This is a genomic window from Rhodococcus sp. T7 (assembly GCF_009872365.1).
Classification (GTDB): domain Bacteria; phylum Actinomycetota; class Actinomycetes; order Mycobacteriales; family Mycobacteriaceae; genus Rhodococcus_F.
Map to the genome: position 1 here is coordinate 50,394 of NZ_WXYH01000388.1, position 25,565 is coordinate 75,958.

Annotated in this window: 25 protein-coding genes; 13 read left to right on the forward strand and 12 right to left on the reverse strand. The window is 69.1% G+C overall.

From position 1 onward, the window contains the following. The first annotated feature begins 22 nt into the window (after positions 1 to 22). Complete coding sequence (locus MLGJGCBP_RS43475) at positions 23 to 874, forward strand: spermidine synthase (protein ID WP_160103815.1); 852 nt, start codon at positions 23 to 25, stop codon at positions 872 to 874. On the opposite strand, the gene MLGJGCBP_RS43480 is transcribed toward MLGJGCBP_RS43475, so the two are convergent. From MLGJGCBP_RS43480 to MLGJGCBP_RS43495, 4 genes are read right to left on the reverse strand one after another with little or no spacing between them, the layout of a single operon-like run. Then, positions 871 to 2,274, reverse strand: a complete 1,404-nt coding sequence (locus tag MLGJGCBP_RS43480) for a GntP family permease (protein WP_160103817.1) — start codon at positions 2,272 to 2,274, stop codon at positions 871 to 873. The genes MLGJGCBP_RS43475 and MLGJGCBP_RS43480 overlap by 4 nt on opposite strands. A 29-nt stretch (positions 2,275 to 2,303) precedes the next feature. Further along, positions 2,304 to 2,933, reverse strand: a complete 630-nt coding sequence (locus MLGJGCBP_RS43485) for a bifunctional 4-hydroxy-2-oxoglutarate aldolase/2-dehydro-3-deoxy-phosphogluconate aldolase (protein WP_160103819.1) — start codon at positions 2,931 to 2,933, stop codon at positions 2,304 to 2,306. Next, positions 2,930 to 4,549 (reverse strand): N-acyl-D-amino-acid deacylase family protein, encoded by a 1,620-nt coding sequence (locus MLGJGCBP_RS43490; protein WP_160103821.1) that lies wholly within the window; start codon positions 4,547 to 4,549, stop codon positions 2,930 to 2,932. The genes MLGJGCBP_RS43485 and MLGJGCBP_RS43490 overlap by 4 nt, the downstream gene beginning before the upstream one ends. Positions 4,550 to 4,571: 22 nt before the next feature. Further along, complete coding sequence (locus tag MLGJGCBP_RS43495) at positions 4,572 to 5,894, reverse strand: amino acid deaminase (protein ID WP_160103823.1); 1,323 nt, start codon at positions 5,892 to 5,894, stop codon at positions 4,572 to 4,574. Positions 5,895 to 6,116: 222 nt separating this feature from the next. On the opposite strand from MLGJGCBP_RS43495, the gene MLGJGCBP_RS43500 reads away from it, so the two are divergent. The 3 genes from MLGJGCBP_RS43500 to MLGJGCBP_RS43510 are packed head-to-tail and all read left to right on the forward strand — an operon-like array spanning position 6,117 to position 8,327. After that, on the forward strand, positions 6,117 to 7,130 hold the full coding sequence (locus tag MLGJGCBP_RS43500) for a sugar kinase (RefSeq protein WP_160103825.1): 1,014 nt from the start codon (positions 6,117 to 6,119) through the stop codon (positions 7,128 to 7,130). After that, positions 7,127 to 7,876, forward strand: coding sequence for an IclR family transcriptional regulator (locus tag MLGJGCBP_RS43505; RefSeq protein ID WP_087558018.1), 750 nt, complete (start codon positions 7,127 to 7,129; stop codon positions 7,874 to 7,876). The genes MLGJGCBP_RS43500 and MLGJGCBP_RS43505 overlap by 4 nt, the downstream gene beginning before the upstream one ends. Before the next feature lie 46 nt (positions 7,877 to 7,922). Next, complete coding sequence (locus tag MLGJGCBP_RS43510) at positions 7,923 to 8,327, forward strand: RidA family protein (protein WP_005251231.1); 405 nt, start codon at positions 7,923 to 7,925, stop codon at positions 8,325 to 8,327. 4 nt (positions 8,328 to 8,331) lie between these two features. On the opposite strand, the gene MLGJGCBP_RS43515 is transcribed toward MLGJGCBP_RS43510, so the two are convergent. Continuing rightward, on the reverse strand, positions 8,332 to 9,672 hold the full coding sequence (locus MLGJGCBP_RS43515) for a potassium channel family protein (protein WP_160103827.1): 1,341 nt from the start codon (positions 9,670 to 9,672) through the stop codon (positions 8,332 to 8,334). 238 nt (positions 9,673 to 9,910) lie between these two features. On the opposite strand from MLGJGCBP_RS43515, the gene MLGJGCBP_RS43520 reads away from it, so the two are divergent. Further along, positions 9,911 to 10,360, forward strand: a complete 450-nt coding sequence (locus MLGJGCBP_RS43520; RefSeq protein WP_160103829.1) for a PPOX class F420-dependent oxidoreductase — start codon at positions 9,911 to 9,913, stop codon at positions 10,358 to 10,360. Positions 10,361 to 10,413: 53 nt separating this feature from the next. Further along, complete coding sequence (locus tag MLGJGCBP_RS43525) at positions 10,414 to 10,896, forward strand: hypothetical protein (RefSeq protein WP_087555176.1); 483 nt, start codon at positions 10,414 to 10,416, stop codon at positions 10,894 to 10,896. Positions 10,897 to 10,980: 84 nt separating this feature from the next. Here MLGJGCBP_RS43525 and MLGJGCBP_RS43530 read toward each other — a convergent pair whose 3' ends face one another. From MLGJGCBP_RS43530 to MLGJGCBP_RS43555, 6 genes are all read right to left on the reverse strand, one after another. Beyond that, positions 10,981 to 11,217: a hypothetical protein gene (locus tag MLGJGCBP_RS43530; protein WP_087555177.1), complete on the reverse strand. Its 237-nt coding sequence runs from the start codon at positions 11,215 to 11,217 to the stop codon at positions 10,981 to 10,983. 110 nt (positions 11,218 to 11,327) lie between these two features. After that, on the reverse strand, positions 11,328 to 12,083 hold the full coding sequence (locus MLGJGCBP_RS43535) for an AIM24 family protein (RefSeq protein WP_087555178.1): 756 nt from the start codon (positions 12,081 to 12,083) through the stop codon (positions 11,328 to 11,330). Then, positions 12,080 to 12,778 (reverse strand): AIM24 family protein, encoded by a 699-nt coding sequence (locus MLGJGCBP_RS43540; protein WP_124393958.1) that lies wholly within the window; start codon positions 12,776 to 12,778, stop codon positions 12,080 to 12,082. The genes MLGJGCBP_RS43535 and MLGJGCBP_RS43540 overlap by 4 nt, the downstream gene beginning before the upstream one ends. 5 nt (positions 12,779 to 12,783) lie before the next feature. Beyond that, complete coding sequence (locus tag MLGJGCBP_RS43545; RefSeq protein WP_009475139.1) at positions 12,784 to 13,407, reverse strand: AIM24 family protein; 624 nt, start codon at positions 13,405 to 13,407, stop codon at positions 12,784 to 12,786. Between the two features lie 79 nt (positions 13,408 to 13,486). Then, complete coding sequence (locus MLGJGCBP_RS43550) at positions 13,487 to 14,629, reverse strand: DUF475 domain-containing protein (RefSeq protein WP_160103831.1); 1,143 nt, start codon at positions 14,627 to 14,629, stop codon at positions 13,487 to 13,489. Between the two features lie 112 nt (positions 14,630 to 14,741). Beyond that, positions 14,742 to 15,317 (reverse strand): TerD family protein, encoded by a 576-nt coding sequence (locus MLGJGCBP_RS43555; protein WP_087555181.1) that lies wholly within the window; start codon positions 15,315 to 15,317, stop codon positions 14,742 to 14,744. A 258-nt stretch (positions 15,318 to 15,575) separates the two neighbouring features. On the opposite strand from MLGJGCBP_RS43555, the gene MLGJGCBP_RS43560 reads away from it, so the two are divergent. The 7 genes from MLGJGCBP_RS43560 (at position 15,576) to MLGJGCBP_RS43590 (ending at position 24,070) form a co-directional block, all read left to right on the forward strand. After that, complete coding sequence (locus MLGJGCBP_RS43560) at positions 15,576 to 16,697, forward strand: hypothetical protein (protein ID WP_160103833.1); 1,122 nt, start codon at positions 15,576 to 15,578, stop codon at positions 16,695 to 16,697. Positions 16,698 to 16,709: 12 nt separating this feature from the next. Further along, positions 16,710 to 17,936, forward strand: a complete 1,227-nt coding sequence (locus MLGJGCBP_RS43565; RefSeq protein ID WP_160103835.1) for an HpcH/HpaI aldolase/citrate lyase family protein — start codon at positions 16,710 to 16,712, stop codon at positions 17,934 to 17,936. Continuing rightward, complete coding sequence (locus MLGJGCBP_RS43570) at positions 17,933 to 19,216, forward strand: phosphoribosyltransferase family protein (protein ID WP_160103837.1); 1,284 nt, start codon at positions 17,933 to 17,935, stop codon at positions 19,214 to 19,216. The genes MLGJGCBP_RS43565 and MLGJGCBP_RS43570 overlap by 4 nt, the downstream gene beginning before the upstream one ends. Continuing rightward, positions 19,213 to 20,322: a cysteine protease StiP family protein gene (locus MLGJGCBP_RS43575; RefSeq protein ID WP_160103839.1), complete on the forward strand. Its 1,110-nt coding sequence runs from the start codon at positions 19,213 to 19,215 to the stop codon at positions 20,320 to 20,322. Before MLGJGCBP_RS43570 ends, MLGJGCBP_RS43575 begins: the two co-directional genes overlap by 4 nt. Further along, positions 20,319 to 21,197, forward strand: coding sequence for an HAD family hydrolase (locus MLGJGCBP_RS43580; protein WP_160103841.1), 879 nt, complete (start codon positions 20,319 to 20,321; stop codon positions 21,195 to 21,197). The genes MLGJGCBP_RS43575 and MLGJGCBP_RS43580 overlap by 4 nt, the downstream gene beginning before the upstream one ends. A 62-nt stretch (positions 21,198 to 21,259) precedes the next feature. Then, positions 21,260 to 22,492 (forward strand): TerD family protein, encoded by a 1,233-nt coding sequence (locus MLGJGCBP_RS43585; protein WP_160103843.1) that lies wholly within the window; start codon positions 21,260 to 21,262, stop codon positions 22,490 to 22,492. Positions 22,493 to 22,501: 9 nt separating this feature from the next. After that, entirely contained in the window at positions 22,502 to 24,070 is a 1,569-nt protein-coding gene (locus MLGJGCBP_RS43590; RefSeq protein ID WP_160103845.1) for a TerD family protein, read from the forward strand. Positions 24,071 to 24,130: 60 nt separating this feature from the next. Here the strand turns inward: MLGJGCBP_RS43590 and MLGJGCBP_RS43595 are convergent, their stop codons facing one another. Next, on the reverse strand, positions 24,131 to 25,537 hold the full coding sequence (locus MLGJGCBP_RS43595) for an ABC1 kinase family protein (protein ID WP_160103847.1): 1,407 nt from the start codon (positions 25,535 to 25,537) through the stop codon (positions 24,131 to 24,133). Between the last annotated feature and the right edge of the window lie 28 nt (positions 25,538 to 25,565).

Sequence of the window (25,565 nt, forward strand, 5' to 3'; positions counted from 1 at the left end):
CGAGCAGTAGGGAAGACGGACGATGGGCAGGCAGCGCGGCGGTCGGGCTGCCGGGACATCCGACGGGGGTCCGGTGCCCGGCGTGTACCCGATCGACACGGGGACGTGCGAACTCGCCGTGGACAACGTCAACCCGCACGGCTGGGTGCTGAAGGTGAACGGCGTCGAGAGTTCGCACATCGACTTGTCTGACCCCACGTACCTCGACTTCGAGTACATGCGGTGGATCGCCGAACTGGTCGCCTCGCACTGGAGCACGGATCAGCGGGTGCGTGCCCTGCACCTCGGGGGCGGCGCCTGCTCGCTCGCCCGACATCTCGCCGCCCGCTATCCGGACGCCCGGCAGGTGGTGGTCGAACTCGACGGCAAGCTCGCCGAACTGGTCCGCGACTGGTTCGACCTGCCGCGGGCCCCGCTGCTGCGACTGCGGGTGGGGGAGGCGCGGGCGGTCACTGAGACGTTGACGGAGTCGAGCCGCGACCTGATCGTCCGCGACGTGTTCGCCGGTAACACGACTCCGGCATCGTTGACGACGACGGAGTTCACCGGGCACGTGCGGCGGGTGCTGGCACCCGGCGGGATCTACGTGGTGAACTGCGGCGACACCCGCGACCTCGTTCTCGCGCGCCGGGAGGCGGCGACCATCGGCAGCGTGTTCCCGCACACGACGGCGATCGCCGATCCCGCGATGCTGAAGGGCCGCCGGTACGGCAACATCGTGATCGCGGGCAGCGACGTGCCGATCGGCGACGACCCCGCCCTCGTCCGCACACTGCTGGGCGGCGGTGTGCCCGCGCATGTGTGGGACGACGGGCAGGTGCGGACGTTCGTCGGGGCGGCGCGGGTGCTGCGCGACGCGGAGTCCGGCAGCTAGACGAGCACCCAGATCAGCGAGGCCATCGCGAAGCCGACGATCGAGAGGATGGTTTCGAGCACCGTCCACGTCTTCAGGGTGTCTTTCACCGACATGTTGAAATACCGTGACACGATCCAGAATCCGCCGTCGTTGACGTGGCTGGCGATGATGGATCCGGCCGACACGGCGATGACGATCAGGGCGATCTGCGCGGAGGTGTAGTTCCCCGCGGCGATGGACGGTTCGATGACGCCTGCGGTGGTGACGATGGCGACGGTCGCCGAACCCTGGGCGATGCGCAGTGCGCAGCTGATCAGGTACGCGGACAGGATGACCGGAAGCCCGAGGGCGTCCATCGAATCGGCGAGGGCCTGCCCGACTCCGGTGGCGCGCAGGACCGCACCGAAGAACGCGCCTGCGCCGACGACGAGCAGGATCATGCCGACCGGTTTCAGTGCGGCCGCGGACATGCCGCCGATCTCCTGCGCGGAGATTCCGCGGCGGATGCCGAGCAGGTACAGCGCCAGCAGGACGGCGATGGTCAACGCGATCGTCGGGGTGCCGAGGAAGATCAGGACCGACAGGGCGGTGCCCTCGTCGAGCACCACGTTGCCGACCGTCGCACCGAGGATCAGCACCATCGGCACGAGGATGATGAACGAGATCAGCCAGAGCGGCGGGTTCCTGTCCCCCTCCTCCGGGTTGAACTCGTCCGGCTCCTCCGGGATGAACTCGTCCGGCACCTCGATGATCACGCGCTTGCCGATCCAGGTACCCCAGACGACGCCACTGACGAACCAGGCGGGGATACCGCACGCGAGGCCCATGATGATGATCCAGCCCATGTCGACGTGCAGCAGACCGGCCGCGGCGACGGGGCCCGGGTGCGGGGGCAGGAACGCGTGCGTCATGGACAGGCCGGCGAGCATCGGCATCGCGTACATCACCAGCGACTTGCCGCCGCGCTTGGCCGCCACGTACACGAGCGGGGCGAGGATGAAGATGCCGATGTCGAAGAAGACGGGGATGCCGAGCACGAGACCGGTGACACCCATCGCCAGCGGTGCGCCCTTGGGCCCGAACAACTTCAGCAGTCGCTCCGTCAGCACGTCGGCGCCACCGGAGCGTTCCATCATCGCGCCGAGGACGGTGCCGAGGCCGATGATCGGAGTGATGTGCCCCAGGATCCCGCCGAAGCCCTTCTCCAGAATGGAGTCGGCCGCCGACGTCGGGGTGCCGACCAGTTCGACCACCGACACTCCCGCGATGAGAGCGACGCCGACGCCGACGACGATCAGCGCGATGAACGGCTCGAGCTTGAGTTTGATGATGAGGACCAGCAGCACGGCGATGGATATCGCTGCGAGAGTGAGGAGTCCGGCTGTGTCGTGCTGCAGCCAGTCGACGAACGACGTCATTGCGTCTCCAGGGAGAAGGGGAAGGGTGCTCAGGCCGAGAGCGCGGTGACGAACGCGCGGGCGCGGTCGGTGATGTCGGTCCAGTTGCCTGCCGCGACGCTGGACGGTGGGACGACGCTGGTGCCGGCGCACACGGCGAGTGCGCCGGCGTCGAGGAACTCGCGGGCGTTGGCATCGTTGATCCCGCCCGACGGCAGGAGTTCCACGCCGGGATACGGGCCGTGCAGGTCGGACAGGTAGCCGGGGCCGAGTCGCTTGGCGGGGAAGATCTTGACCGCGGCGGATCCGAGGTCGACGGCCATCGCCACCTCGGTGGGGGTGAACGCGCCGAGGAAGACGGGAATCGACCGTCCCGTGGCGACTTTCGCGACGTCCGGGCGGATGCCGGGGGTGACGAGGAAGCGGGCGCCGGCGTCGATCGCGGCCGCGGCCTGGTCGCCGGTCATCACGGTTCCGACGCCGAGGATGCTGCCCGCCGCGGCGGCGGCGTCGGCGGCGCGGCCGAGGTGATGGAGCACGTCGGGGGTGGTGAACGTCAACTCGACCGTCCGGATCCCGCCCTCCGCGAGCGCGTGACACAGGTCGGCGGCGTCGGGGATGGTCTCCGCGCGCACCACCGTCAGGACCCGGTCGGCCCGCAGAATGTCGATCTCGGTCATCGGACTGCTCCTCCTTCTTCGCGGCGCAACGCTCTTCCGGCGGTCGCGCCGGTGAGGCGGCCGTCCTCGAGGGCGAGGTGGCCGCGGACGAATACGTGAGTGAAACCGGTCGCAGCCTGACGTGGCCGGGCGTAGGTCGCGGTGTCGCCGACCGTGTCCGGATCGAACAGCACCAGATCGGCGGCGTATCCGGGGCGGACGAATCCGCGGTCGACGAGCCGCAACCGGGTCGCGGCGCGGCCGCTGAGGTGACCGACGCACTCCTCGAGGGACATCAGGCCGAGGTCGCGGCAGTAGTGCCCGAGGTAGCGTGCGAACGTTCCCCAGCCGCGGGGGTGCGGTTTCGCGCCGACCAGCAGTCCGTCGCTGCCGCCGGTATGCCGGGGGTGCTGCATGATCGCGCGCACGTTCTCCTCGTGCCCGACGTGCTGCAGAATGCCGCTGCCGAGTTGGTCGCGGACCAGGATGTCGATGCACACGTCGAAGGGGTCGCGGTTCTCCTCGGCGGCGATGTCCGCGACCGTCTTCCCGACGTAGGCGTCGAGTTCCGGGTTCTGCACGCCGCTGATCTCGAGGGTGTGCCACTCGGCGATCACGCCGTGGCAGCCGTCGGATCCGGTGACCTCGAGATGCTCCCGGATGCGTTCGAGGGCAACGGGATCCCGGAGCCGGTCGAGGGTCTGCTCCATGCTGCCCGCCGACGCCCAACTCGGCAGGATCGCCGACAGCGTGGTGGCGCCGGGAAGATACGGGTAGGTGTCGAGACTGATGTCCGCACCGGCGGATACGGCCGAGTCGAGCAGGGCCAGCAGTTCCGGGGCGCGGCCCTTGTTGGGTCCGAAGTTCAGGGTGGCGTGCGCGAGATGCAGCGCGCACCCGGCCCGCGACGTCAGGTCCACCATCTCGGCGTAGGCCTCCATGGCCCCGGCGCCGTACGACCGGTGGTGCGGGGAGAAGTAGCCGCCGTACTCGGCGACGGTCCGGCACAGTGCCAGCAACTCCTCGTTGTCCGCGTACATCCCCGGCGTGTAGGTCAGCCCCGCGGACAACCCGACGGCGCCCTCCACCATGGACTGCGCCACGATCCGCTGCATCTCTGCGATCTCCGGCGGCGTCGCCGGGCGATCGTCCCAGCCCACTACCAGCGCCCGGACCACCCCGTGCGGGACGAGATACGCGACGTTGGTGGCGATCCCGCGATCGAGCCTGTCGAGGTACTCACCCACGCTCCGCCAGGAGAAGTCGAAGCCCTCGGGATCGGTGTTCCATCCCGCGATCTTGCGCCGGACCACGGCGAGGACGTCGTCGGTGACCGGTGCGTAGGACAGTCCGTCCTGACCGAGTACCTCGGTGGTGACTCCCTGCGTGATCCGCGACGGGTGCTCGGGGTTCAGCAGGATCTGCAGGTCCGAGTGGGCGTGCATGTCGATGAATCCGGGCGCGAGCACCAGGCCGTCGGCGTCGATCACACGAACCGCGGCGGGGAGTTCGGTCGCGGAGTGATCTGCCTCGGGCCGGATATCGGCGATCCGGTCTCCGTCGACGAGCACGTCGGCGCGGTACCGCGGCGCCTCCGACCCGTCGACGACGGTGGCGGAACGGATCAGAGTGGTCATGGTGTGAGTCCTCGGCGGGGGATCAGAAGAAGGTGCGGATCAGGTCGACGACGACGGGATCGTCGGAGTCGTCACCGACGACGGGTATCCACCGCCACTTGTCGAAGGCGGTGCACGGGTGGGAGAGACCGAGCCGGACGACGTCGCCGACGCGCAGATCGTGTTCGGGCCGTGCGGGATCGAGCCGGAGGAACGCGTGCTGGTCGTTGACGGCGGTCACTTCGGCGCCGACGAGGGGCTGCGGCGCCGCCCCGAGCGCGCCGGCGACGGCCTGCGCGGTGGGCAGTCCCTCGTCGAACGGGACGTCGCGCTTGCCTGCGTCGAGCAGAGCGAGGCCGGGCTCGGGGCGGGACACCACCCGGGCCCACGTGTGCATCGCCGACGTGAGTCGACGTTCCTGCTCGTCTCCGCCGCGGCCGAACGGGGTGATCCCGGTGTAGAAGCCGTCGTCGTGGATGATGTACGCGCCGGCGCGGACCACCACTTTGGTTCTGCCGCCCGCGAGTTCGGCGAGCACTTCCGCGACCACGTCGAAATAGGCACTGCCGCCTGCGGTCACGTAGACGTCCCGACCTTCCGGGTAGCGCCCCTCGGCCTCGAGCCTGCGGTGCAGTTCGGCCATCGACCGGAGGTACGCCCGGACCCGGGCGAGGGACTCCTCGGAGGCGTCGTGGGCGAGCGCCCCCTCGTAGCCGGAGACGCCGGCCAATTGCAGTGCGGGGATCTCCCCGATTCGTTCGGCGACCGCCACGGCCTCGTCCACCGATCGTGCGCCGGTGCGGCCGCCCGCTCCGCCGAGTTCGACGAGCACGGGCAGCGGCCGGACCACCGTGACGTCGGCGAGTGCCGCGGTCATCGCGTCGACCGTCTGCGGGGAGTCGGCCCACATCAGGACTTCGAGTTCCTGGTCCGCTTCCATCTGCTCGGCCAGCCACCGCAGGGCGGTCGGGTCCACGAGCGAGTTCGCGATCTGCACCCGGCGCGCCCCGAATCGCACCGCCACCCGGAGCTGACCGAAGTTCGCGAGCGTGATCCCCCACGCGCCGCCGCGGATCTGCCGGTCCCACAGCACCGGGGACATGGTCGTCTTCCCGTGCGGAGCGAGGTCGACTCCGTGCGCCCGGCACCACGCTGCCATGGTGTCGAGGTTGCCGGCGATGGCCGTCTCGTCGAGCACCATCACCGGGGTGCTGAACGCGGACAGCCTCGGCCGGGTGGCGAGGAACTCGGCCTTGGTCTGGCCGTTCGCCGCGGAGGGGAGGGCTTTGTCCACGTCGGACAGGCGCAGCTCGTCGAGCTCCGCCAAGGCGCCGGAATCGAGTGCGTCCGTTCCGCTGATCGTCATCGTCGATCCTGTCGTTCGGGGTTCTGTGGGGCTGGCCGGCTTCAAAAGAAGGGCCGTGAAGTGCTACGTTGCGCTCTATGCAACGGTGATTGCGTTTTTGCGTCTCCTATGTCTAGCATTGGGCTGGGTCATCGTCAACGGTCCGATGCGGCACGCATCACCGCGGCGAGGGCTCTCGAAACCCAACCGCCGTGCCGGTCCGAGCAGTCGCAGAGGTAACAAGTGCAGGAATCGACCCCCACCCCCGAGTCCGGTGTCGCGTGCCTCGGTGAGGCGATGGTCCTGGTGGCTCCGGACTCGACGCTCCACCTCGCCGGCGCGGAGGCGAACGTCGCCGCGGGTCTCGCCGCGCTCGGTGTCCCGGCTGCGTGGGTCGGACGGCTCGGCGACGACGAGTTCGGCACCCTCATCCGCACCGAACTGCAGGCGCGGGGTGTCGACGACCGTGCGATCGAGGTCGACCCCGCGCGGCCCACCGGTCACTACTCGAAGACCACCGCCCTCGACGAGCACGGCGAGCCGCGCACCGACAGCCTGTATTCCCGGGCGGGTTCGGCGGCGTCGGCCATGGACCCCGGATTCCTCGACCGGCCGGCGGTCGCGGAACTGTTCGGCCGCGCCGCCGTGGTCCACTGCAGTGGAATCACACCGGCCCTGTCCGATTCGTGCCTCGCCCTGATGCGGAGACTGCTCCGCGACCGGCCGGGGATCTCCGGAGTCGTCAGCTTCGACGTCAACTGGCGTGAACAACTGTGGCCGGACGGCGACCCGCGGATGGTCGTGGAACTGGCGAATCTCGCCGATCTGGTGCTCGTCGGCGCGGACGAGGCCCTGCGCGTGCTGGGCACCGCGGATCCGCACGAGTTGCGGTTGATCCTGCCGGCGCCCGCCACCGTCGTCGTCAAGGACGGCGCGCACCGGGCCCTCGCAGTCGACCGCAGTGGTCGCAGCATCGCCGTTCCCGCGCTCCGCGTCGACGTCGTCGAACCCGTCGGCGCGGGCGACGCGTTCGCCGCCGGATATCTCAGCGGTGTCGTGCGCGGCGAGGATCAGGCGCGCTGCCTGCGCCGCGGGCACATCGGTGCCGCCGCGACCCTGACAGTCGCCGCCGACTCGGCGCCCCCGCCGCCCGCCGCTCTGCTCGACGCGCTGCTGCACTGTTCCGAATCAGACTGGGCGGCAACGAGCGTCACCGCCGACGGCTTCGCCCTCCGAGGAAGTGGAGTGAACGGATGAGTCAGAGTGTCTCCCGCGCCCTGCACCTGCTGGTGCAACTCGGCAACGGCCCCGCCAACCTCGACCAGTTGGCCGAATCGACCGGAGTCCACAAGACCACGGTGCTGCGGCTGCTGCGAACGCTGTCAGACGAGCGGTTCACGTTCCGGGACAACAGCAACCAGTACCACCTCGGTTCCCGCATCTTCGAACTCGCCGCGCAGGCCACCGATCAGCGGGAGGTGCGGCGCATCGCGTCACCGCACCTCGTCGCGTTCAACCGCGAATATGGTCGCACCACGCACCTCGCGGCGATGGAGGGCGGCGACGTGGTGTACATCGACAAACTCGAATCGCACGATCAGATCCGGATGTATTCGCGAATCGGGCTGCGCGCCAATCTCAATTCGACCGCGGTCGCGAAGGTGATCCTCGCCGACCTGCCGGATTCGGAACTGCGGACCGTCGTCGACTCGATGGACTTCTCGTCGCGCACGGCCAACACGATCACGACGCCCGAACGCTACCTCGAGGAGATCCGCCTGGTCCGCGAGCAGGGCTGGGCACACGATCAGGAGGAGAACGAGCCGTCCGTCAACTGCATCGGAGTGCCCATCCGCGGCGCGTCCGGCCGCGTCGTCGCCGCCGTCTCGGTCTCGGTGCCCGACGTCGTCCTCAGCTACGAACGCGTCCTCGACCTGCTCGAACCCCTCCAGGCCGTGGGAGCGCGGATCTCCCGCGACTGCGGATACCGCGCCCAGCCCTGACCGTCCCCCGTCCACCCGAAAAGTAACGACACACAGGAGAATCGATATGTCCGACACCACCGTCATCCGCACCGAAGGCGCCCCCGCCCCCGCGCACACGTTCAGCCAGGGCATCAAGAAGGGCAACATGCTCCAGGTGTCGGGGCAGGGCCCGATGGACCCCGTCACGAACAAGTACATCGCCGAAGGCGACGTGCGCGAGCAGACCCGCCGTACTCTCGAGAACGTCAAGGCGATCCTCGAGGCCGGCGGTGCGAGTGTGGAGGACGTGCTGATGTTCCGGGTCTACCTCACCACCCGGGACGACTTCGCGGCGATGAACGACGTGTACGGCGAGTTCATCGCGGAGAACGTCCCGAGTGGTCAGCTGCCGTGCCGCACCACGGTTTTCGTCGATCTCCCGCACGAGGTCATGCTCGTCGAGATCGACGCGCTGGCAGTGACCGGCTAGGTCGCTACGCGGTGACGAGGTGGCGGCAGCTCATCCGCGGCGACACGGGCAGTTCCGTGAAGACGGGCTCGGACGTGTCCGCGGTCGCCACCTCCAGGTAGAGGTGGCTGCCGTCCGCCACGACGCCCTGTGGGTGCAGGCCGATCAGCTCGGCCACCACGTACGTGGCGCTGAGGCTGGTGACGTCGCGGATGATCCCGAGCCGCAGCAGCGACCTCGTCTCCGCGATGGCCTCCTGCTCACCGGCCCGCAGGACCAGGCGCAGTCCGGGGGAGAGGGCCTGCGCTGCCACGGACACGGCGATGTTGTCGAGGTCGTCGGAGCCGACGGCGGCCAGCGCCAGCGCGCGGCGCACACCCAGTCGTTCGAGGAGTTCGCGGTCGCCACCGTGGCCAACGACCGTCGGGATGTTCATCGCCCGGACGAGTCGCAGGTTTTTGGCGTGGGGGTCGCGCTCGACGCCCACCACCGCGACCCCGAGCGCCTGCAGTTCCCGGCACAGCCGGAGTCCGACCTGACCGAGACCCACGACGATGACGTGCCCCGATCGGGGCAGGACCCGGCTGCCCACCAGGCCGACCAGCCGGGGGCCGAGCAGGCGTTCGATGATGCCGGCGGTGAACATGGCGGTGAACACCACGGTGAAGAGCATCGCCACCGACGCGAACACGGCGTAGGCGGGGCTGCCGTGGGTGTCGGCTCCCGGACCCACCGTGGTCACCACGCGGACCGCTTCGTTGAACGCCTCGAGCGGCGCCACGTGCTGACCGAGGATCAGCCACAGCCAGTCGGCGAACAGGACGGTGAGGAGTCCGGCGAGCCCACCGAGCAGGATGCGCGTACCGATGTCGTGCGACCGCAGCAGACCCGTCGCACCGGTCGCCACCGTGTGCCACCAGTTCCGCCGGGGCAGGTCGACGTGCGCGCCCTCGAGGTGGCCGTCGATCATCCGGACCGTCAGCATGTGCTCACCCGCGTGCCGGGCCGCGACGAGTTCGGGATCCAGGCACGGGCCGGCGAGCGTGGGCGCGGCGAGGTCTGCCGGTGACGTCACCGTGCATTGCGGGAGCAGGTGGGACAGCTGGTCCGCGACGGTGCGGTCGAAGATCGTCACCACCAACGGGATCGACGCCGAGATGTGCGCGGCGGCCAGCGCGTACCGCAGCGCGACGACGTCGTCGCGCACCAGGACCGCCATCCCGCGCGGTTCGTCCGCCATCGCCAGGCGCAGCTCGTCGTCGTCGGGGGCGACGAGATGGCGGACGTCGAAGTCCCTTTCGCGAAGGGATGCGCAGACCCGTCGGGCCACGGTGGTTTCGCCGATGACGAGATATGAGTCGTTCACGTGTGGTCCTTCCGGCTCGGGATCACGAGAGCGTACCCGAGAAAAACGGCGGATCCCACCCGGGAATGCGTACCGGTGAGTAGCCGGGAACGTCCTGGAACACGTTACCGGCCAATGTTTTCCGAAGCAGCCGCCCTACTCGTCGGTAGGAGCGCCGCGGATCGCCAGGGGGAGTCCGATCACACCGATCCCGGGGAAGAACGGGAACACCTCTTCGCCGTCCGTGGTTGGGTGAGGCATGAGTCTCGATGCGAAAGACGACCGGCGTCCACTTCTCGACCTCGTCGCCACACACAACCGGGCGGTCCTCGCGACGGTCAAACGCGACGGACGCCCCCAGTTGTCGAACGTGATCTACGCCTGGGATCCCGACACGCAGACGGCGCGGGTGTCGGTGACGGCGGATCGGGCCAAGACCCGCAACGCCGCGCGGGACCCTCGGGTGTCGCTGCACGTCAGCGCGACCGACTTCTGGAGTTACGCGGTGGTGGAGGGCGACGCGGAACTGAGCGCGGTGGTGGCGGACCCGCACGACGCGGCGGCGGACGAACTCGTCGAGGTGTTCCGGCTGGCGGCGGGGAAAGAGCACGACGACTGGGAGGATTTCCGCCGCGCGATGGTGTCCGAGCGCAGGCAGGTGCTCCGGGTCCGGGCGACGAACGTGTACGGCATGGCCCAGCTGCCCTGAGTGCGCGGAACGTAGCTGTGGCAGCCGATCGGAGCCGGTGGGACGATTGAGTCATGCGCAAGAGGCGGTGGCCGGCGGCACCACCGCCTGCCACGGAGGGAATCGTGGTGCACGGGCCGGTCGAGCTCGTGACGAGCCGCGATGTGACCCTGCGCCTGTCGGAGGTCGTCGCCCACCCGAAGGGCATGCTGTTGCGCATCGAGTTGACGGCGCGAGGCAGATCCGCTGATCTGGCGCGTCACGAGACGCGTCCGCTCGACGATCCCGACGATCCCTCGGCGCGGTGGTCGTATCTCGCGGTGAACGTCCGGGTCGACGACATGGAGGGCGTCGCCGACGCCCGTCACCCGCATTCGACGTCGACTACCGCGGCCGCCGACGCGTCCGAATATCACTCCGCGCCGCACTACTGGATCAGCGACTACCCGGAATCGGGGACGATCACGCTGACCGCGGGGTGGAAGGAGATCGGGCTGCTGCCGAGAACCCGGACGATCACGCTCGGCCCCAATCCGAGTATGCGGCCCACCCGGTAGCACCACGCGCGGTAGAAATTCGAAGGTGCCCTTCGGCGCCGTGGGAGCGTCGAAGGGCACCTTCGTCCTGTGAGGGGACGCAGATCAGGGCAGGGGAACCCAGGTGCCGAAGAACCAGAATCCGTGCGGGCTCGGCGCCTGCTGGTGCTCCTGCTGCTGCGGAGCGTGCTGCTGCTGTGGCTGGGGCTGCGGTGCCTGCTGCTGCTGGGCGGGGACGGGGTTGTGGCCCACCGGGTCGGCGCTGGCAACGCCGGCTCCGATGCCGAGTGCTGCGAGGGCGATACCACCGGTTGCGACGGCCTTGGTCACGACAGACTTCATGCGGTTCCTCCTGGAACGAATCGGATGCGGCGTCAGGACTTCCTGACACAGATCAGATTGCTCCCCGTCCCTGCCACAACTCTCCGCTCAGCCTGGCAATCTCCTGCACGTCAGCGAGGCTGCTCCGCCAGCTTGGCGGAGATCACCCCGTTGAGTCGCTGCAGACCGCTCGGCGTGATCCCGTGGATCTGGCCCTCGATGCTGCGCACGACATGGGTGTCGCTGAGAACCTTCTCGCTGGACTGGATCAGAACCGTTCCGGCGCCGGTGAAGTCGAACTGCCGCTCCTCCCCGGAGTTGATGCCCATCATGTGGGCGCCCGCGGCGAGAAAATTGCTGATCCACCCCTGGTCGTAATGGTGGCTCGGGGACGGGCAGTCGGCCCACCCGACGAGGGCCTCGGGGTCGATCCGCAGCGGCGGTTCGGCGAACATCACCGGACCGTTGGACGACGCCAGGAACTTTCCGGTCCCGATGAGTGTCAGGAATCCCGGCACGATGGACTGGTTCAGCGACAGACCCGGTTCGAACGCAAGGAGATTCGATGCCCGGATCGTGAGGTTGCCGTCGTCGAGGTCGTACGAGTTGATGTCGTACCCGCGGTCGCCGATGATCAGTTTCCCGAATCCTTCGGCCACCGCGTAGTCGCCCATGTACAACGGCGCCGAGAACTGGTTGGCGACCATGTGCAGTGCGGCGCCGTGCAATCCGTGGGTCAGCGCCTGAAACTGCATCTGGCCGTAGTAGGCGATCATCGCACCCTTGCGGATGAACCAGGGTGCGGTGAGGTCGATGCAGAACGCGTAGCTGTTGTCGGGAATGTTGTCGCTGGCGCCGAGCGTCGACGGATTGTGGATGGCGGTCACAGTTTCTCCTCCGAGGCCTGAACGTAGACGATTCCCTGACCGGTGCACTGCAGTTGCATCGCTTCCCCGACGCCGCGGCCCATGGCCTCGCGCCAGCCGACGGCGGATTTCAGTTCCACCTGGACGCTCCCGTACGTGCCGACGAACGCGTCGGGGTCGACGAACACCGGATTCGGTCCGCCGACCGGGAGTTCGATGAAACCGCCGTGCGCGAGCAGAACCGCCGACCCGTACCCGGACAGCTGCGTCGTGAACATGCCGGTGCCGGACAGGGCGCCTGCCGCCGCACCGCGCAGCGCGCCGAGCATGCCGCGCCCGCCGCCGCCGCCCTGACTCACCACCGAGACCACCGAACTCTGCAGTCCCGCATTGTGAGCGAGCAGCCGCGACGCCTCGACGCACAGGGCACCGCCCTGCGACATGTCGACGACGTGCACCTCGAGCCCGGCGTGGCCGTAGTGCACCTCGCCCTGCCCCTGCGCCAGCATCGTGCGTTCGTGCTCGCCCTGCATCATGCGTCCGGCCATCCGGGTGAATCCGCCCATGCCCGCCATCGACTGGGAACCGGGCACCTGGTGCGGCGAGAACTGGACCTGACCGGTGTAGAACAGCATCGCGCCGGTGCGGGCCACCACTCCGCCTGCGGCGCCGACGTCGACCTTGACGACCTTCGAGTTCACTTTCGAGAAGACCATGGGGCTCACCGCTCTGCCGGTTGGATGGAGACGACGCCGTGACCGTCCCACTTGAGGGAGAAGGCCTCACCGTTGCCCTGGCCGACGGCGTTGCGCCACGACACGTCGGTCACGAACGACTGCGTCACCTGCCCGCGCGCCGAGACGAACGCGTCGGGGTCGACCACGAGGGGGTACTGCGGCGACACCTCGAGGTGGATGAGCGGTCCGCCCGCGGACAGGAGGGCCACCTGACCCTGACCGGAGACGGTCGTGGTGAACAGGCCCTGACCGCCGACTCCGCCACGCAGTCCGGTGAACGTGACGTTGGTGTTCAGGTTGCCGCTCAGCGCGAGAAGCTGCTGCGACTCCACCTGCAGGGTCTCGTTCGCCAGGTCGACGACCGAGACGTACTGCCCGCCCACCGCGAGGTACACGACACCGTGGCCGGAGCATTCCATCAGCGACAGCGCCTCGCCCGTGGCACGCCGCTTCATTCCGGCGAGGACACCGTCGCCGCCACCGAAGCCTGCCGACTTGAAACTGACATTGCCCTCGTAGGCGATCATCGAACCCTGAATCGCCCGGATGGTGGTTCCGGCGAGTTGCGCCTCCACCACCTTCTTCGACTTGTCGAGCAGCCGCCCCATGGTGCCCTTTCCAGTGTCGAGCGGCAGTGCCCGTGACCGAGTCACGTGCACTGCCGCTGGATGTGAGTACAGGCAGAACCTAGCCGACGGACACCGACTTCTGCTCGTCCACGTCGTCTGCCGCTTCGCCGACCGCCGCGGCGGCCTTGCGGTTGCGGACGATGCTGGAGATGAACGCGGCGCCGATGAGGGCGACACCGACGAGGCCGGTGACGTTCTCGTTGACGTGGTAGCCGATGGACACGAGCAGGATCACGGCCAGTGCGCCGATGGCCCAGTGGGCGCCGTGCTCGAGGTACACGTAGTCCGAGAGGGTGCCCTTGCGGACCAGGAACACGGTGATGGAACGGACGAACATCGCGCCGACGAAGCCGAGGCCGAGGGCGATGATGATCGGGTCGGACGTGATCGCGAAGGCGCCGATGACACCGTCGAAGGAGAACGACGCGTCGAGGACCTCGAGGTACAGGAACAGGAAGAACCCGGCCTTGCCGGTGGCCTTGGCCAGCGCGCTCGGCCCGCCGGTGGATCCTTCGACGGCGACGCCGTCCGCGTCTTCCTCGGGGGTGTTGAACAGTTCACCGAGACCGTTGACGGCGATGTAGGTGACCATGCCGAGGACGCCGGCGATCATCACCGTGGACACGGTGTCCTCGGGGGCGATGTAGGCGGCGGTGATCAGCAGCAGCACGCCGGCGAGGATGACGGCCAGCTGGTCGAGCTTGCCTGCGCGGGCGAGGGGCTTCTCCAGCCAGGACAGCCAGGTGATCTCGCGCTCTTCGAGGATGAAGCCGAGGAACAGCATCAGCAGGAACATGCCGCCGAACGCCGCGATCTGCGGGTGCGCGTCGGTGAGCAGGGTTTCGTAGCTGGCGCTGCCGTCGGGGAAGTACGCGGCGCCGTCGGCGGGCGGGTTGAGGGCCAGGTCGAGTGCGGCGACGGGGCCGAGGCCGGAGGCCAGCCACACGATGACGAGGGGGAAGACCAGGCGCATGCCGAACACCGCGATGACGATGCCGACGGTGAGGAAGATCTTCTGCCAGAAGTCGCTCATGCGGCGCAGGACGGTGGCGTTGATGACGGCGTTGTCGAAGGACAGCGAGATCTCGAGGATCGAGAGGATCAGCACGAGGAGGACGGCCTGGGGGCCTCCGTAGATCGCGGCGACGATGAGGGAGATCACCGTCACGGCGAAGGAGAGACCGAATATTCGCAGAACCACGAAGCGTGGCCTTTCTCTAGTGGGCATGCAGGGTGGTTACTGCAGGGGACGAACACCGGGGGAGGGTGTCACGGCCGTGACACCCTCCCCCGGCTGGGGAACTGGACGACCGTCAGACGTTGACGCCGTAGTCGCGGGCGATACCGGCCAGCCCGGACGCGTAGCCCTGGCCGATGGCACGGAACTTCCACTCCGCGCCGTGGCGGTACAGCTCGCCGAAAACCATAGCGGTTTCGGTCGACGCGTCCTCGGACAGGTCGTAGCGGGCGAGCTCGTTGCCGTTGGCCTGGTCGACGACGCGGATGTACGCGTTGCGGACCTGACCGAACGACTGCGAACGCGTCTCGGCGTCGTAGATCGAGACGGGGAACAGGATGCTCTCGATGTTCGCGGGGACCGCCGCCAGGTTGACGTTGATCACCTCGTCGTCGCCTTCGCCCTCACCGGTGGTGTTGTCACCGATGTGCTCGATCGAGCCGTCGGGCGAGCGCAGGTTGTTGAAGAACACGAAGTGCTGGTCCGACACGACCTTCTTGTCGGCACCCGCACCGATGGCGCTGGCGTCGAGGTCGAAGTCGGTGCCGGTGGTCGAGCGGGCATCCCATCCGAGTCCGACAGCCACCGCGGTCAGGTTCGGCGCCTCCTTCGTGAGAGAAACATTGCCGCCCTTGGTCAAGCTGACGCCCATTCAGGGGTCCTTTCGAGAGGAGGTGGGTGGACCCTCGACAGCTGTCGAAGTTCCGAGTTCGTCGTGCGACACCACGATAATGAATTTGTCCGACTTGTCCCATCCGTCGATCTGTCCACAGGTTTGTGCACAGCCAGGTCCGGTCCACTCGGAGTTGTCGCCCCGACCAGTACGATTCAGGGCGTGACGAGCGGATGGGCGGGACGCTTCCGAGGAAGAGCCCGGCGCGACGACTCGGCTCGTCTTGCCCACGACACGATGGTCGCAGCGTTTCTCGATATGGACAACCGGCAGAGCATCGCCGCCGCGGCCGTGGACGCCTCCGCGGAGCTGACTCCGGAACGCGGAATCCGCCGGGCGTGGGAACCGGTCCGCGACGGGTGCTACCAGGCCGCGACGGCGTACCTGGCGGCGGAAGACCGGTTCGAGAACGTGCAGACGCCCGCGGCCACCGCCGCGTACGAGCAGGTGACGCGGCAGCTGGTGGCGGCGACTCAGAGCCTCGACGAGTTCTATCGCACACATCGCGGCCATCTCGAGGAGTCGACCGCGATGCTGGCGGCCGTTCCTCAGCTCGCGCAGCAGGCGCTGCAGGTCGCGTCCGCGGCGCAGCACCGGGTGCAGACCGAGGGCGCCGCCTACGCCGGCTACCCGTCGGTGCGCGACCGGGGAGCCGCACTCGACGCCGCGGTCGTGGCGCTGCAGGGCGCCCGCGGCGCCAACCCGGTCCGCGCCGCGGCAGCGCGGGTGCGGGAGGAGTCGGCGGCGCTGGAGAAGGCGCTGGCCGCGGCTCCGTCCAAGGAGCGGGATGCCGCACACGCGGTGTCGTCGGTAACGACGAGGATCGCCGCGGTGCAGACCCGGGCCGAACGGCTCGCGCCCGCCTACTCCGCGCTGCTCCGCGAATTCAACGCGGCCAGTTCGGCGGATCTCGTCCACAACGACCGCAAGAGCCGAACGCACATCGAGCAGGCGCAGACCGATCTGCAGCAGGCACAGAAGGCTCTGACCGCGGGAAATCCCGAGGGGGCGCTGGATCTGACGGCCGCGGCGCGGACCCATCTCGTCGACGCGGAGGCGAACGTCGACGGCGTCACCGATCGTCTGCTGTTGCTGCGGGAGGTGCGGGAGAACCCGCGGTCCAAGGAGAACGAGATCAGATTTCGCCTCCGCGACGCCCAGATGTTGGCTGTCAATCGTGGGCTCGTGCGGGAATGGGGGTCGGTCCTGGACGCTCAGCTCGAGCGAATTGACCGAATTGCAGGGACACTGACCGGGCGGCATCCCGACTACTGGGCGTACGTCACCCAGCTCGACGCCGTGTCGGTGTTCATTGCCGAGGTGGTTCAGAAGATGAGAGGACACACAGCGCAGCGATGACACGGGGGGACGATGAGCATTAGCGAAGAGGTCGTGACGACGGCGGTGCCGTCCGGTGTGACGACGGCGATGCGGCACGTGCGGCACTTTCACCACCTCGATCACGAGACGCACGACCGGCTGTTCCTGCACGCTCCGCAGGCGCTCGGGCCGGACGAGGATCGAACGGTGCTGGCCGTTGCGCTGGGCGCGACGCTGTACGTGCCTGCGACGAGGTCCGACCTGGCGGACACCATCCTGCGCCGGTCGGCTGACGGTGTCTGCTCGATGGTCCTGGACCTCGAGGACGCCGTGGCGGACGACCAGGTGGAATCGGCGTTGCTCAACGCCGTCGACGCGCTGGATCTGCTGGCAACCCGTGGTGGCGCGCGGATGCAACTGTTCGTGCGGGTACGGGCCGCCGAGGACCTGCGGCGGATCGCCGGCCTGCTGACGACCGGCGTCGAGGTGTTGTCCGGGTTCGTGTTTCCCAAGTTCGGTAGCGAGACGGGCGGCGCGTTCCTCGACGAACTGGCCGCGGCGTCGGAGCGGCTCGGCAAGCAGTTGTATGCGATGCCGGTGCTCGAATCGCCTGCTCTGGTGCACCGCGAGTCCCGCGACGACGAACTCGCGAAGATCGGCGCACTGCTCGTCGAGCACCGCGAGCGGATCCTCGCCGTGCGCATCGGCGCCACCGACATGTGTGCCACGTTCGGCATCCGCCGCGACCGCGACCTGACGATCTACGACGTGCGGGTGGTCGCGGACGCGATCGCCGGCATCGTGAACTTCCTGGGCCGCGCCGACGAGACCGGGCACGTCATCACCGGTCCGGTGTGGGAGTACTTCGCCGATCACGAGCGGATGTTCCGGCCGACCCTGCGCGCTACACCGTTCGAGGAACACGACGAGGTGCGGTTCCGTCAGCAGCTGGTCAGCCGCGACCTGGACGGTCTGCTCCGGGAGATCGCCCTCGACCGCGCCAACGGCATCCAGGGCAAGACGGTCATCCATCCGACGCACGTCGCGGCCGTGCACGCCCTGTCCGCTGTGACGCACGAGGAGTACCACGACGCGCTCGACATTCTCGGCGCCGAGGGCGTCGGCGGCGTCCAGGCATCGGGGTACCGCAACAAGATGAACGAAATGCGCCCGCACCGCAGCTGGGCCGAGAAGACACTCGTCCGGGCGAAGGTGTTCGGCGTGACCAACGAAGGAATCACGTTCGTGGATCTACTGACCGCACTGGCCGTCCGATGAGTTCACCCACCGCGGTCCGCGCGGTGCCCTGGGCCACGGAGCATCTGGGGTTGACGCTCGCCCACGTCGATTCGAGCTCGGGACTGACGATCCCCGAACTCGTCGAGCCGGGTCTGCGGCGCAACCCGCGACGCGCCCACCTGCTCGTCTCGACGGTCCTCGGCAAGCACGTGCCCACCGACCCCGGCGCCGTGATCGGCGCCGGCGACCTCCTGGGTGATCTGGTCGCCGATGTCCTCGGGCCGGATGCGGACCCCGTCGTGCTCGGGTTCGCGGAGACTGCAACAGGTCTGGGCCATTGCGTCGCCGCGCGGCTGCGCGCACGGTGCTACCTGCACTCCACGCGCCGGGACGTCCCCGAGATCGGGACGTCCGCCGGTTTCGAGGAGGGCCACTCGCACGCGACCAGCCATCTGCTGCAGCCGACGTCCGGCGAGTTGTTCGCCGGCGATCGTCCCCTCGTCCTCGTGGACGACGAGATCTCCACCGGCGCCACCGCGGTCGATGCGATCCGCGCGCTGCACCGGCAGAACCCGCGCAGCCGGTACGTCGTGGCGTCGCTCGTCGACATGCGCGACCAGAGCCACCGGGACGCCGTCGACGCCGCGGCCGCCGAACTCGGTGTGCAGATCGACAGCGTGAGTCTGGCGTTGGGGCGCACCGAGCTTCCCGACGGACTGACCGACGCCGTCGGTGCGCTTCCGGATCCCGTGCTCAACCCCGTCGGCGCGCGGACCGGGACCGTGGAGCGGGCCGACCTGGCCTGGCCCGCGGCAGTTCCGGAGGGTGGGCGTCACGGCTTCCTGCAGGAAGACACCGAGGACTTCGATGCGGCCGTCGCGTCGGCGGCCGCGGTGCTGCGCGATCGGCTCGACCCGGAGCGTCCGGTGATCGTCGTCGGACACGAAGAGCTGATGTATCTTCCGCTGCGCCTCGCGGACACGCTCGCCGCATCCGGTTTCCGGGTCCGATTCCAGACGACGTCCCGGTCGCCCGCCTACGTGCTCGACCAGCCGGGATACCCGCTGCGCCGCGGATTCCGTTTCACCGCCCCCGAGGCCGGGGAAGAGCAGCCCCGGTTCGTCTACAACGCGCAGTGGCCGGACGAGGACGCCGTCGTGGTCGCGGTGGTCGACGCCGCCGCCGACACCGACCGGCTCACCGCTGGCGGCGGACTCCTCGACGTCCTCACCGCGGCGGGAACGGACGTGCTGCTGGCCGTCGTGTCCGGCGCCGACCCGCGGTCGCTGCGGGCCGCACGCGCGGGAGCGTCGTCGTGACGGCGCCGCTGACCGGCCCGGCGTTCGGTTCGTACGCCGCCGACGAGGTGGGCTGGCTGCTCAAAGACTTGTCGCACGTCGACCTCGAGGCCGACGTCGCGGAGCGGGAGCGCCGCATCCAGTCGGGTGCAGCCCACTACGCGGAGACGCTGCCCATCGAGTACCAGCCCGATGCGGAGTACCGCGAACTGTTCGAGAAGGTGCTGCAGGACAGCTCCATCCGGCTCGCGCGCGCGGTAGGGACGGTCACCGACCTCGTGCTGGCCGAGCGGGGCCCCGACGTCACGCTCGTGTCCCTGGCGCGCGCCGGAACCCCGGTGGGCGTGCTCATGCGACGCTGGGCGCGGGACGTCCACGGCCTGACGCTGCCGCACTACGCGGTCTCGATCGTCCGGGACCGCGGGATCGACGCCGTCGCGCTCGACTACCTCGCGCGGCACCACGACCCGAAGAACGTGGTCTTCGTCGACGGCTGGACGGGCAAGGGCGCCATCGCCCGCGAGTTGTCGCAGGCACTCGTGGAGTACCGCGAGGCCGGGGGCGCCGAATTCGACGACGACCTCGCCGTCCTCGCGGATCCCGGGCACTGCGTCCGCACGTTCGGCACCCGCGACGACTTCCTGATCGCGTCGGCGTGCCTGAACTCCACCGTGTCGGGTCTGGTGTCGAGGACCGTCCTCAACGACACGCTGATCGGCCCCGGCGACTTCCACGGCGCCAAGTTCTACGCGCACCTCGCGGGCGAGGACGTGTCCAATCACCTCCTCGACTCCGTCAGCGCGTCCTTCGCGGACGTGCGTGAGCACGTACCCGGCGACGTCGAGGAACTGCTGCGGTCGGACCGGATACCCACGTGGGACGGCTGGAAGTCCGTCGAGGCGGTCCGGGAGCAGTACGGAATCTCGACGGTGAACTTCGTCAAGCCCGGCGTCGGCGAAACCACCCGAGTGCTGCTGCGCCGGGTGCCGTGGCGGCTGTTCCTCCGCGACCTCGAGGCCCCCGAGCACGCGCACATCCGGCTGCTCGCCGCCGCGCGCTCGGTTCCCGTCGAAGAGGTTCCCGGCCTGGCGTATTCGTGCATGGGCCTGATCAAGGATGTGACATGACCGCGTTGATCGCGACGGACCTCGACCGGACCATGATCTACTCGCGCGCGGCGATGGAACTCGCCGTCACCGAGAGCGACGTGACGTCCGCGGCCGGCGACGACGATCTTCTGTGCGTCGAGGTGTACGACGGCAAACCGCTGTCCTACGTCACGTCGGCCGCCGAGGCCATGCTGCGCACGCTCACCGCGTCCGCCGTGGTCGTGCCCACCACCACTCGCACCGTCGCGCAGTTCGAGCGCATCGACCTGCCGGGGGCGCCGTGGCGGTACGCAATCACGACCAACGGCGGGAACATCCTCGTCGACGGCGTCCCTGATGCGGGCTGGCGGTCGGGCGTCGACCTCGCGATCGCCGACGGCGGCGCGTCGCTGGTGGAGGTCGGCGCCGAGTTGAGCCGCCGGATCGACGACAGCTGGGTCCGGTCGTCCCGGGTGGCCGACGAGTTGTTCTCCTACCTGGTCGTGGACCTCGACGCGATGCCCGAAGGCTTCGTCGAGGAGTGGAACGACTGGTGCGTGGATCGGGGCTGGGGTGCGTCCCGCCAGGGCCGCAAGATCTACACGATGCCCGACGCGGTGTGCAAGAGCCGTGCAGTCGCCGAGGTCCGTTCCCGGCTCGTCGACGACGGTGTGCTCGCGCCGGAGGCGCCCGTGCTCGCGGCGGGGGACGGGGCGCTCGACGCCAACATGCTCAGTGCCGCCGACGCCGCCATCCGCCCCCGGCACGGCGAACTCGAAACGCTCGACTGGCAGCATCCGACCCTGTCCGTGACCGGAAGCAGCGGGATCGCCGCCGGTGAGGAGATCCTGCGCTGGTTCGCGGACCGCGTCGAGCGGGGTGCGGGGACCACGGCCGTGGGCGCTCTTTTGTAGGTTGTAGGCAAACAGGCCAAACGGGACAAACCCGACGCTCCCACAGTGAAGGAACCACCGCAGTGTCCACTCCGCTTGCCAAGGGTCAGAACGGCCCACTGAGCGTCGACGACGTCATCGTCTCCCTCGAGCTGACCGCCGCCGCCGACCTGTCCGCGCTGCTCGTCACGGATTCGGGGAAGGTCCGCTCGGACGCCGACTTCGTCTTCTTCAACCAGCCGTCCGGTCCCGGTGTGCAACTCGTGCCCGGGGCCCCCGGACAGGCGGCGTCGCTGAAGGTGTCGCTCGGCGCGGTGCCGGCCGACATCGCCCAGGTGCGCGCGGTCATCACTCTCGACGACGCCACCAGCAACTTCGGCCGTTCCGCCCCGCCGACGGCCCGGGTCGCCGACGGCGCCGGAAACGCGCTGTACGAGTACCGGATCGAAGGGCTGAACTCCGAGTCGATCGTCATCGCGCTCGAGCTGTACCGCCGCCAGGGCGCCTGGAAGGTGCGGGCCGTCGGGCAGGGCTACGCCGGTGGTTTCGCCGCACTCGTCACCGATCACGGTGTGTCCGTCGACGACGCACCCGCCCCCGCCCCGGTCCAGCAGCCACCGGCACCGCAGGCCACCCCCGCTCCGGCCTACCCGCCGCCGGCCGCCCCGGTGCCGCCCCCGGCGCCCCCGGCTCCCGCTGCCCCCGCGGCTCCGGCCGAGGTCAGTCTCACCAAGTCGCGGCCGGTCAGCCTGAGCAAGGGCCAGAAGGTCACGCTCCGCAAGGACGGTGGCGTCGCGCTGACGTACATCCAGATGGGACTCGGCTGGGATCCGATCGAGAAGCGCGGCATGTTCGGAAACCGTTCCGCCAACGTCGACCTCGACGCGTCGGCGGTCCTGTTCGCGGACAACAACATGGTCGACGTCGCCTACTACGGCCAGCTGACGTCGAAGGACGGGTCGATCCGGCACCAGGGCGACAACCTCACCGGCGAGGGCGCGGGCGACGACGAGGTGATCCTCGTGGATCTCACCCGCATTCCGCCGCACGTCTCGACCATCGTGTTCATCGTGACGTCGTACCGCGGGCACACGTTCGAGCAGGTGAAGAACGCGTTCTGCCGACTGGTGGACACCACGTCGAACGCCGAACTCGCACGGTTCACGCTGCAGGGCGGGATGCCGTTCACCGGAATGGTGATGGCGAAGGTGTACCGGGTGGGCGGCGAATGGAAGCTGCAGGCCATCGGTGAGGGCATCCAGGCCAAGCACGCCGGTGAGGCCGCGCCTCAACTCGCCCGGTTCCTCGGCGTCTAGGGGCGGGTGGTGACGGTCCACCTCGTTCCGGGGCAGAACGCCCCGCTGCCGTCGCGCGTACTGCGTTTCCGCGCAGTCGACGCGACGCCGGTCGACGTCTCGGCGTTGATCGTCGACGGCGATCTCCGCGCGCTGTCCTCGGACCATTTCGTCTTCTACAACCAGCGGCGCGCCGCCGGGGTGGAACTCGACGCGGACGGAACGGTCCGGCTGCACCTGGACGAGGTGGACGCCGCCGCGGCGGGTGTGCTCTGCGTGGTCAGTGTCGATCCGGCATCCCCGAGCGGTCCGGCGACGCTGGCCCGCTCGGGTCTGTCGGCCACGCTCGCCGATGAAAGCGGCGGTACCGTGGTCGTTTTCGACGTCCCGCTGGTCGGCTCGGAGGCGGCCGCGATCTGCCTGGAGATCTACCGCCGCGGCACCGACTGGAAGGTCCGCGCCGTCGGGCAGGGATACGACGGCGGTCTCGCCGAACTCCTCGCCAGGCACGGCGTCGACGTGGACGAACCCGCGCATCCTGTCGCCGAAGAGGTTCCGGCGACGCCCGGTCCGGCGGGCATCCCGCTCGACCCGGCCCACTCGTTCGAGAGAGCGTGGATGATCTTCGAGGACGCCGCCCGGTCGGCGGCCTCGTTCCGATCCTCCCGCGACTACGCGCAGGCGCGGTTGGACGACGAACTGTCCGCGTCGGTGGCCGACCCGTCCACCCGCAACAGTCCGGCGGTCGCCCAGTCGCAGGCCAGGGCGCAGGAGCGGTCTGACGCCCTCGTCGCCGAGGCAAAACGCAAATTCGACGGCGAGACTTCGCAACTGGCCGAGGAACTCCGCGCCATCGACCCGCTGCTGCCGCGGTCGCTGGCCACGTTCGAATCCGCCGCGTGGACGAGCCCGGTCACCCACACCGCCGTGACGGACGGCCTGAGACTCGGCGAGTTGTCCGCACCGGGCCTCGGTGAGCTGCGGGTCCCGTTCTGTGTCCACTACCCGCTGGGGCGTCCCCTCTGGATCGTCGGCGAACCGGCCGAGGCCGCACCGGTGGTCGCGGCGCTGGCCGCGCGCATGCTGGTGGCGACGCCCGCGGCGGCGGGGCGGCTGGAGGTCGTCGACCTCAGCGGCTCGCTGCGCGAGTTCACCGAACCCCTCGGTGCGCTCCTGGCCTCGCCCGTCGTGTCCGCGGCCTCCGACGTCACCGCCCGGCTCACCGCGCTCTCCGAGAGCGTCGACCTCGCAGAGATGGCGGCCCGCAGCGGGATCCGGGACACCCTGCCGGAACCGCGGCTGGTGATCCTCGGCGACTTCCCGCACGGGTACGGCACCGAGGACGCCGCGCGCATCGTGCACCTCGCCGACCACGGTCCCGCGGTCGGGACGTCGCTGATCATCGTCGGCGACAGTACCGGCGCCGCTTCGGATCCGGGAGTCGCGGTGCTCGAACGCGTCGCGCAACAGGTTCCGGTGTCGGGGGTTCTCACCGTCTCCGACCCGTGGACGCACAACGACTGGATCCTGACCCCCGACCGGCTTCCGGACCACCCCCTGCACCGAGCCTCGGTGCTGGATTCGCTGACCGGGCACTAGAGAACGATCTGGGCGACGCTTACCTGACGCTCGCCGCGAAGGACGCCCCACGGGCGCGCGTCACTCGTCGGGTAGTTCCACCCCGAGTTCGCGGGCCTTCGCGGCCTCGGCGTCCGGGAAGATGTTGCGGAACAGGAACAGGTCCTGTCCGATCACCCAGCCGGGCGCGAGTTCGGTGGCGTAGCGCTCGAAGTAGCCGAGTTGCTTCCCGAACAGGACGAGTTCCTCGGGGCTGGCGACGCCCCAATTCTTGCCGATGCCGATGAGGGCCATGATGAGTTCGCTGAGCCGCAGCTCACCGAGGTCCCGGCCCAGCAGGGGTGCGAGGGCGGCCGCCACCTGCAGGCCGATCTCGTCGTCGGTGGCGTCGTTGTCCTGCGCGTAGCCGAGGCTGCGGATCCCGCGGGCCATGCGGGAGAAGTCGCCGTCGATCAGTGTCGCGTAGAACATGTCGCGCAGGATCTGCCGCCACGATTCGGGTAGCTCACCGACGATACCGAAGTCGAGCATCGCGATGCGCCCGTCGTCGAGGACCCACAGGTTGCCGGCGTGCACGTCGCCGTGGAACGGGCCGTGGAGGATGACCGACTCGATCCACACCTTGACGCCGCGGCGGATCAGCATTCGGGTGTCCATGTGGACGAGGTCGGGGAACCGGTCGAGCGGCAGCCCGTACATGCGTTCCATGCAGATGACGTGCGGACCGCAGTAGTCCCAGTACACCTCCGGGGTGGTGACGCCCTTGTTGTCGCCGAACGCGCCGATGTTCGTCCTGAACCGGGCCTGCCGGTCGGCCTCCACCGCGCTGTTGAGTTCGGTCATCGTGGCCGCGTGGAGATCGCGGATGATGGCGGTGGCGTTGGCGATGCGGAAGAACTCGAAGAGCTTTTCCAGGATCCGCGCACCCCAGTACGCGGTGCGCAGGTCCACCACCATGCGGCGGAAGATGTCGGGGCGCTGCACCTTGATGACGGCTTCCCGGCCGTCGGGGAGCACGCAGCCGTGCACCTGTGCGACGGAGGCGGCGGCGAGGGGGATGTCGTCGAACGACGCGAACAGCGCGTCGACGGGGTGTCCCAGGTCTGCCTCGATCACCCGGCGGGCCTCCTGCGCGGATACCGGCGGCACGTCGTCGAGACATCGCAGGCAGGCATTGGCCAGCGGGGCGGGGAACACGCCGGAGGACGACGCCATCAGCTGCCCGACCTTGACGAACGTCGGGCCGAGCACCTCGAATCCGTTGACCAGGCCCTCCGACGCCGCGTCCGCGAGGGTGCGGCCGCGACGCCGGACGGGCCAGGTGACGAGCGAGAGCAGTGTGTAGGCGACGACGACTACGCCGATGACCAGCGCCCGCCACAACTCGGCCGCGCGGAACCGGTCGAGTCTCGCCGAATGCACGGTCAGGGCTGCAGGTGGCGGCCCCGAAGCGTATGGGCCGACCGGACGTGGCGTTGGCTCGTGCACAGTTCCTACCTTGCGTTCAGTCCTGCCT